Origin of the sequence: Pseudorhodoplanes sp., assembly GCF_035565855.1 — a bacterium.
Classification (GTDB): Bacteria; Pseudomonadota; Alphaproteobacteria; order Rhizobiales; family Xanthobacteraceae; genus Pseudorhodoplanes.
In genome coordinates this window covers 1-7,279 of the sequence record NZ_DATMRX010000173.1, presented here as the reverse complement: position 1 = coordinate 7,279, position 7,279 = coordinate 1, and the positions used below count along the sequence as shown (strand labels likewise).

At 63.7% G+C, this 7,279-nt stretch carries 8 protein-coding genes; all 8 read left to right on the top strand.

All coding sequences use genetic code 11. The features are described from left to right. The first annotated feature begins 205 nt into the window (after positions 1–205). On the top strand, positions 206–1,192 hold the full coding sequence (locus VN004_RS09495; RefSeq protein WP_325609307.1) for a tripartite tricarboxylate transporter substrate binding protein: 987 nt from the start codon (positions 206–208) through the stop codon (positions 1,190–1,192). Positions 1,193–1,258: 66 nt separating this feature from the next. Continuing rightward, a complete protein-coding gene (locus tag VN004_RS09490) occupies positions 1,259–2,020 on the top strand; it encodes an SDR family NAD(P)-dependent oxidoreductase (protein ID WP_325609305.1) in 762 nt (253 codons plus the stop codon). A 362-nt stretch (positions 2,021–2,382) separates the two neighbouring features. Next, positions 2,383–3,342 (top strand): amidohydrolase family protein, encoded by a 960-nt coding sequence (locus VN004_RS09485; protein ID WP_325609303.1) that lies wholly within the window; start codon positions 2,383–2,385, stop codon positions 3,340–3,342. Then, on the top strand, positions 3,339–4,154 hold the full coding sequence (locus VN004_RS09480) for an IclR family transcriptional regulator (RefSeq protein WP_325609300.1): 816 nt from the start codon (positions 3,339–3,341) through the stop codon (positions 4,152–4,154). The genes VN004_RS09485 and VN004_RS09480 overlap by 4 nt, the downstream gene beginning before the upstream one ends. Before the next feature lie 22 nt (positions 4,155–4,176). Then, on the top strand, positions 4,177–5,016 hold the full coding sequence (locus tag VN004_RS09475; RefSeq protein ID WP_325609296.1) for a cyclase family protein: 840 nt from the start codon (positions 4,177–4,179) through the stop codon (positions 5,014–5,016). Next, positions 5,016–5,357 carry a cupin domain-containing protein gene (locus VN004_RS09470; RefSeq protein WP_325609294.1) on the top strand — a complete coding sequence of 114 codons (342 nt, stop codon included), beginning with the start codon at positions 5,016–5,018 and terminating at the stop codon, positions 5,355–5,357. Before VN004_RS09475 ends, VN004_RS09470 begins: the two co-directional genes overlap by 1 nt. 168 nt (positions 5,358–5,525) lie before the next feature. Then, entirely contained in the window at positions 5,526–6,329 is an 804-nt protein-coding gene (locus VN004_RS09465) for an SDR family NAD(P)-dependent oxidoreductase (RefSeq protein WP_325609292.1), read from the top strand. Between the two features lies 1 nt (position 6,330). Then, positions 6,331–7,251 carry a 3-hydroxyacyl-CoA dehydrogenase family protein gene (locus tag VN004_RS09460; RefSeq protein WP_325609290.1) on the top strand — a complete coding sequence of 307 codons (921 nt, stop codon included), beginning with the start codon at positions 6,331–6,333 and terminating at the stop codon, positions 7,249–7,251. Positions 7,252–7,279: the final 28 nt, after the last annotated feature.

The following is a 7,279-nucleotide window of genomic DNA, read 5'->3' as shown; positions in this document are numbered from 1 at the left end:
ACCGCCACGAAGGCGTGCGCGCCTTCAACGAGAAGCGCAAGCCGCGCTTTCAGGGCCGCTGATTTCAGGTGTTTGCCGGTCAACGCTGCGGTTGAACCGGCAAGCTCCGGCACTACAATCGACGCCAGCAATGCCGAACGGCATCGGCCGCGGAACACCGTAAGAAAACAATGCGGGACCGCGAAATCAAAAAGGGAGGATACGCATGACCTTCACCAGACGCGGCGCGCTGTTCACGCTGGCGCTGTCGGGACCGCTGCTCGCGGCCGGAATCGCTGCGGCGCAAGGCTCCGACTGGCCGAACCGCGCCATCACCCTCGTCGCGCCCTATCCGCCCGGCGCCTCGACCGATTTCATTGCGCGCATTATCCGCGATCCGCTCGAGGAACAGCTCAAGGTTCCTGTCGTCGTTGAAAACAAGCCCGGCGCCGGCGGCACGACGGGGGCGGCGCTAGTCGCGAAAGCGGCGCCGGACGGTTACACCTTCCTCGTGACCGTCAACGCGCCGGTCACGATGAATGCCTTCATGCAGAAGAATTTCCCGTTCGATCCGATGAAGTCGTTCACGCCGGTGATCAAGGTCGCCGATGTGGCGATGACGCTCGCGGTCAACGCCAAGCTGCCGATCAACACCGTTCAGGACCTGATCGATTACGCCAAGAAAAACCCGGATCAGAAAATGAGCTTCGGCAGCGCCGGCGTCGGCTCTGCTCATCACATCGCCGGCGAATTGCTGAAGCAGAAGACCGGCCTCAACATGGTCCACGTGCCCTACAAGGGCGGCGGCCCGGCGATCCAGGATCTCGTTGCCGGGCACATTCCGATCAGCTTCGGCACGACGCCCGCGGTAATGCCGCAGGCGCAGGCCGGCACGATCCGCATCATCGCGCTCGCCGAAGTGAAGCGCTCGCCCGATCTGCCGGGCGTGCCGACGATTTCCGAAACGATACCCGGCGTCGATACCTTCACCTGGGTCGGCATCTTCGCCCCGCTCGGCACGCCGAAACCGATCGTCGACCGCGTCAACGCGATCGTCGCCGAAACGATCAAGAAGCCGGACGTGATCGCCAAGCTGAAGACGCAAGGCGCGACCGCCGCCGGCGGATCGCCCGAAGAATTGCAGAAGTCGATGAAGGCGGAATTCGATCATTGGGCCAAGGTGGTCCCCTCGATCGGCCTGACGCCGCAATAGCTACGATCATGTGTTATCGCGGCGCCCTTCGCTGAGCAGGGCGCCGCTCTCTTTCGGATCGACATCATGTCTGAGCAGGACCTTTCGGGCCGTGCCGCGGTCGTCACCGGATCGGGCCGCAATATCGGGCGCGCGATCGCTCATGCGCTGGCGAAAAAAGGCGCCAAGGTCGTCGTGAACGGCTCGACCAACAAGGCCGCGGTCGACAATGTCGTCGCCGAAATCAACGCGGCGGGCGGCACCGCCATCGGCGTCATGGCCGATGTGTCGCAGGACGCGGAATGCGCGAAGCTGATCGGCGCCTGCGTCGATGCGTTCGGCAATGTCGACATCATGGTCAACAATGTCGGCATCCGCCGCTATCAATCCTTCCTCGAGATCACGCCGCAGGACTGGGACCACGTGCTCGCCACCAATCTCAGCTCCGCCTTCTATCTTTCGCGCCACGCCATCCCGCACATGCGCAAGAATCAATGGGGCCGGATCGTCCTGATTTCCGGCTTCGACGGCTTCTGGGCCCAGGTTACGCACAGGGCGCACAACATCACCTGCAAGGCCGGGATGCATGGCCTCGCCAAGGCCATCGCCCGCGAATTCGGACCGGACGGCATCACTGCGAACACCGTTGTGCCGGGCGCGATCGACACCGAACGCGACTGGAGCCAGTACCCGCATCAGGCCAAGCAGAAGATCCAGTCGGAAATTCCGCTCGGCAGGTTCGGCGATGTCGCCGAAGTCGCGGCTGCGGTCGCATTTCTCGCTTCGCCCGGCGGCGGCTTCGTCTCGGGCCAGGCGACGCACGTCAATGGCGGCCATTACATGATCTGAGTGCCCGCACTCTGCGCCCGCTCAGGTCGGTCCCGCGGAAGCGGGAACCCATAACCACAGCTCTGCGATTTCACCCGTTCGTGCCCGCGAAAGCGGGGACCCAGAACCACGCGCGATGCATCAGTCGTGGCTGCTGGATCCCCGCTTGCGCGCGAATGAGCGGAGTAACTGGCTGCGTGCGCGTAACCCCGTGTGGTTACGCGGAGCGGCATGTGCCTGCGCGCACGTGGGCCCCCCGACGGCCGCATTTGACATCGCTGCGCGCCTCCCTATGATGACCGCCTAACGATACACGTGTACCGCATTGCGGTTATTGTTCAGGGAGGACGGATGGCTGCGACCGGCAGTCAACCACACGCTGCATGAAACGGATCGCTCTCGAAGAACATTTCCTCGCCCCGGGATTCGAGGAGTATTGGCTCAAGACCGTCGAAGACGTTGAGCCGGCCCGTTATGCCCAGGTGCTGGCGCGGCTGAAGGATTTCGGCGAGCAGCGCCTCAATGCGATGGACACGTCCGGCATTGGGAAAGCGGTTCTCTCGCTCGCCGGACCCGGCGTACAGATCGAGCCCGATGTCGCCGTGGCGACCCGCAAGGCCCGGGAGGCCAATGACTTCCTCGCCGAGCAAATGCAGACGGCGCCCGACCGCTATCTCGGCTTCGCGCACCTCGCCGTGCAGGACGCCAAGGCGGCGGCCGACGAACTCGAACGCTGCGTGCGCGACCTGAAATTCTCCGGCGCGATGATCAACGGCCACACGCTCGGCCAGTATCTCGATCACCCCGACACCTATCCGTTATGGGAGCGCGCCGAAGCGCTCGGCGTACCGCTCTATTTGCATCCGGCCGATCCGATCACACCGATGCCCGCGCTTGACGGCTATCGCGGCCTCAAGCGCGCGACCTGGGAATGGACGGTCGAGACCGGTACGCATGCCCTGCGGATCGTGTTTTCAGGACTGTTCGACCGCTTCCCCGGCGCGAAGCTCGCGCTCGGCCATCTCGGCGAAACCCTGCCCTATCAGCTCTGGCGTTTCGACAGCCGCGCCAAGCTCTATGGCGTGAAGCTGAACAAGCGGCCTTCCGACTATATCCGCGAGAATATCGTGGTCACGACATCCGGCATGTTCTCGTTCGAGCCGATCGATTGCGCGCTCAAGGCGCTCGGCCGGGAGAATGTGATGTATTCGGCGGATTATCCGTTCGAGGACCCGGCCGAAGCCGGCGCCTTCATGAGCGAATTGCCGATCGATCCGGCTGTGCTCGAAGATATTTCCTACAACAACGCCGCCCGTCTTCTGCGGATCGGAGCGTCGCAATGAGCGTCGCAATGAAGCACCCTGCGCAACCACCGACCGCCGACAAGCATCGGGAGAAGGCGCAGGAAAAGAGCCAGGTCCAAGTGATCGCGCGCGCCGCCTCGATCATGCGCGCGCTGGAGGATACCACCACCGGATTGAGCCTCGGCGAAATCGCGCTGAAAGTCGGGCTCGCGCGCTCGACGGTCCAGCGCATCGTCGCCGCGCTCGAGACCGAAAAGCTCGTCGTGGCGGCCTCGCCCGCGGGCCGCGTGCGGCTTGGCCCGACCATCCTGCGCCTCGCCGGTTCGGTGCGCACCGACTTCGTCGCGGTCGCCCGGCCGTTTCTGGTCGAATTGTCGAAGGAGCTGCACGAAACGGTCGACCTCGCCTCGATCAAGGGCGATCACCTCGTGTTCATCGATCAGGTGATCGGCTCGCAGCGCCTGCGGACGGTGTCGGCGGTCGGCGAGACCTTCCCGCTTTATTGCACCGCCAATGGCAAGGCGTATCTCGCAACCCTCGATGACGAGGCCATCGAAGCGCTGATCGGCCGCAACCTGAAGGCACGGACGCCGCATACCGTCACGAAGCTGTCCCAGCTCCTCGACGAGATCCGCATTGTCCGCCGCGAAGGCTACGCGCTTGACCGCGAGGAACACACGCTCGGCATTTGCGCGGCGGGCATCGCCATGCGCGACATGCTGGGCAATTACGTCGCGATTTCGGTACCGGTCCCGACCCAGCGCTTCGAGAAGGACTTCAAGACCATCTGCGAGCGGCTGCTCGCGACCAAACGCACGCTGGAAAGCCAGCTCTCCAGCACAAACCCATAAAAGCAAGAGAAGGAAGGACACGATGGTGAAAATTCGCGGCATCGAATTCGAAGAGAACCTCAACAATTCGATGGGGCTTGAGTTCTACAACCTGTCGCACCGCTTCGGCTATCAGTCGCCGAACTGGCCGTATTTCGAGGACGTCAAGATCGAGCGCATCCATTACATGGCGAAGTCAGGCGTGCTGTCGCAGCGCATCACCACCTCGATGCACAACACGACGCATATCGACGCTCCCGCGCATGTGGTGCAGGGCACGCCGTTCATCGACGAGGTGCCGCTGCCGCATTTCTTCGGCACCGGCATCGTGGTGTCGATCCCGAAGAAGAAGTGGGAGCCGATCACCTATGACGATCTCGAAAAGGCTGCAGGCAAGATCATCCGTCCGCACGACGTGATCATCGTCAATACCGGCTGGCACCATCAGTACGAGGATTCGGAAGACTATTTCTGCCGCGCGCCGGGCTTCGTGTCGTCGGCGGGCGACTGGTTCGTCGAGAAGAAGGTGAAGGTGGTCGGCCACGACACCCAGGCCAATGACCATCCCCTCGCCACCGCCATCGGCCCGCAGCGCAACGGTCCGCTGCATCCGCATCTCGCCGAAGAATACAAGGAATGGTCCGGCGGCCGCGACTGGAAGGACGATTTCCCGGAATGGGAGCCGGTGCACCGCAAGCTCTTCACCAACGGCATCCTCGGCATCGAGAATGTCGGCGGCGAACTCGACAAGGTGACCGGAAAGCGTTGCACCTTCGCGTTCTTCCCGTGGAACTGGGATCGCGGTGACGGCTGCATCATCCGCCTCGTCGCCATCATCGATCCGAAGGGGACGTATCGCATCGAGCGTGGGGAGACATTCTGATGATCGTCCGCAGATTTTCCGAAGCGAAGCCTTACGAGGCGCCAAACCACCGCGGCTACACCTCTCTGCGCCTGTTCGGCGCAGAGGCCGGCGGGTCGAAGGAGATGATCGTCGGTCTCTCCCACTTCCTGCCCGGCGGTGGCGCGGGCCCGGACGCCTCGCCGCCCGAGAAGGTCTATTTCGTGGTGTCGGGCGAACTGACCGTCATCGTCGACGGCAAGGAGCATGTGCTGAAGGCGAATGACTCCTGCTACATCGGCCCGAACGAGACCCGCGAGATCATCAATCGTTCGAACGACGTCTGCACCATCGTCGTGGCGATGCTGCCGCCGCGGAAGTAATGCCTTTTACCCTCTCCCCGCTTGCGGGGAGAGGTGGCGAGCGCAGCGAGCCGGGTGAGGGGCTCGCCTCAACGCCTGCAAAGCCTCTTGCAACTCCCCTCACCCGGCGCGTTTCACGCGCCGACCTCACCCAGTGGACGGGGAGAGGTTCAGAACGGAGCAAGCATCATGTCGGAAGACTTTCTCAAAAACCCCCTCTCCCTGTTCGACATTCGCGGCAGGACCGCGATCGTGACCGGCGCATCGGGTGCGTTCGGGGCGCTTGCAGCGAAAGTCCTCGCCGGCGCCGGCGCCAATGTCGTACTTGCCGCGGGCAATGCCGAGGAACTGAAGAAGACCGCGGCTGAATGCGAAGCGCTCGGCGCAAAGGTCGAGAGCGTTGCGATCCGTCCGAATTCGGAAGCCAATTGCGACAAGCTGGTGCAGGCCGCCGTCGACAGGTTCGGCCGCCTCGACATCCTCGTGGTCGGGTCCGGCAAGAACGACGTGTCCAAGATTGTCGACATGGCGCCGGAACGCTTTCTCGATGTCATGGATGCCAATGTCACGCAGAGCTGGCTGATGGCGAGGGCCGCCGGCAAGCAGATGCTCAAACAAGGCGGCGGCGGAAAGATCGTGCTGATGTCCTCGGCGCGCGGGCTGCTCGGGCATCCTGCCGGCTACACCGCCTATTGCGCGTCGAAATCGGCGGTCGATGGCATCACCAAGGCGCTGGGTTGCGAATGGGGCGAAACCGGCATCACCGTGAATGCGATCGCGCCGACCGTGTTCCGCTCCGCGCTCACCGCCTGGATGTATGAAGACACCGACCGCGCCAAGGGGGTGCGCTCGGCGTTCCTTGCGCGCGTGCCGAAAGGCCGGCTCGGCGAACCGTCCGACCTCGCGGGACCGTTGTTGTTCCTCGCCTCCTCGGCGTCCGACTTCTACACCGGCCACATCCTGTACGCAGACGGCGGCTACACGGCAGGCTGACATGACGAAAAAAGCGCGCGTCGCGGTGATCGGCGCGGGATTGATGGGTCACGGCATCGCGCAGGTCTTCGCGCTGGCCGGCCATGACGTGACGATCACGGATTCCTTCGCGGCGAATCTCGACACCGTGAAGACGCGGATCAGCGCCAATCTCGCCGATCTTGGCGACGATGCGGATGCGGTGAACCGCGTGACGCCGAACGCCGATCTCGCCGCGACCGTGCGCGATGCCGATTACGTCGTCGAGGCGGTGCTGGAAGATCTGCCGCTGAAGCAGAAGCTGTTCGCGGAGATCGAGCGGCATGCACGGCCGGACGCGATCCTCGCCAGCAACACGTCGGTCATTCCGATCACGAAGATCATGGAAGGGCTGAAGCACCGCGAGCGCGCGCTCGGCACTCACTGGTGGAATCCGCCCTATCTCGTGCCGCTGGTCGAGGTTATCGGCACGCAATGGACCGCGCCGGCCGTGATCGACACCACGATGGCGCTGCACAAGGCGATCGGCAAGACGCCGGTTCATGTGAAGAAGGACGTCGCCGGCTTTGTCGGCAACCGGCTGCAGCATGCGCTCTGGCGCGAAGCGGTGGCGCTTGTCGAGCACGGCATCTGCGATGCCGAGACGGTCGATACCGTCATCAAGGCGGCGTTCGGGCGCCGGCTCGCGGTGCTGGGTCCGCTGGAGAATGCCGATCTCGTCGGCACCGATCTCACGCTTGCGATCCACAAGACCGTGCTGCCGGAAATCGAGAGCCGGCCGGGGCCATCGCCCTATCTCGAAAAGCTCGTCGCCGAGGGCAAGCTCGGATTCAAATCCGGCGAGGGCTTTCGCAAATGGACGCCGGAGCAACAGCAGTCGTTGCGCGCCAAGGTCACGCAGCATCTGAAGGCGGCGCGCGCGAAGGATCGCGGCGAAGGCTGATGATACAAAGCGCGTCGGCGATGTCGAC

Coding starts and splice junctions, on each gene's coding strand:
- VN004_RS09495 (WP_325609307.1), top strand. CDS start 206: ATGACCTTCACCAGACGCGGCGCGCTGTTCACGCTGGCGCTGTCGGGA.
- VN004_RS09490 (WP_325609305.1), top strand. CDS start 1,259: ATGTCTGAGCAGGACCTTTCGGGCCGTGCCGCGGTCGTCACCGGATCG.
- VN004_RS09485 (WP_325609303.1), top strand. CDS start 2,383: ATGAAACGGATCGCTCTCGAAGAACATTTCCTCGCCCCGGGATTCGAG.
- VN004_RS09480 (WP_325609300.1), top strand. CDS start 3,339: ATGAGCGTCGCAATGAAGCACCCTGCGCAACCACCGACCGCCGACAAG.
- VN004_RS09475 (WP_325609296.1), top strand. CDS start 4,177: ATGGTGAAAATTCGCGGCATCGAATTCGAAGAGAACCTCAACAATTCG.
- VN004_RS09470 (WP_325609294.1), top strand. CDS start 5,016: ATGATCGTCCGCAGATTTTCCGAAGCGAAGCCTTACGAGGCGCCAAAC.
- VN004_RS09465 (WP_325609292.1), top strand. CDS start 5,526: ATGTCGGAAGACTTTCTCAAAAACCCCCTCTCCCTGTTCGACATTCGC.
- VN004_RS09460 (WP_325609290.1), top strand. CDS start 6,331: ATGACGAAAAAAGCGCGCGTCGCGGTGATCGGCGCGGGATTGATGGGT.